Raw genomic sequence first — 273 nt, forward strand, 5'->3', positions numbered from 1 at the left:
GCTGTTGACCTCGAAGGTGTAGCTGCCGTCCTCATTGAGAATCAACTGCCCGAAGTTGCCACTGATCAGGCTGTTGTCGGCCAGGCGGCCAACCGTACCGGTGATAGGGGCCGGCGCGCCGCTGGCCACTGGGGTGAGGGTACCGCCAGTAACTTCCAGGCCGCTGCGTACGCCATCGACTTTGAGTTGGGTCGCAGTGGGTTGGTCAAGGTTGTCGACGTCCGTGTCGGCGCCCACGCCGCCATCGCCGGTGATCACGTTACCGCTGGCGTT

At 63.7% G+C, this 273-nt stretch carries 1 protein-coding gene; it reads right to left on the reverse strand.

What is annotated here, in order from left to right; genetic code table 11:
- Positions 1-273 (reverse strand): hypothetical protein (locus tag MFF34_RS27825; protein ID WP_238217809.1); only part of this gene is annotated, 273 nt, incomplete at both ends.

It is taken from the genome of Pseudomonas sp. PAGU 2196 (assembly GCF_022179005.1).
GTDB classification, from domain to species: Bacteria; Pseudomonadota; Gammaproteobacteria; order Pseudomonadales; family Pseudomonadaceae; genus Aquipseudomonas; species Aquipseudomonas kermanshahensis.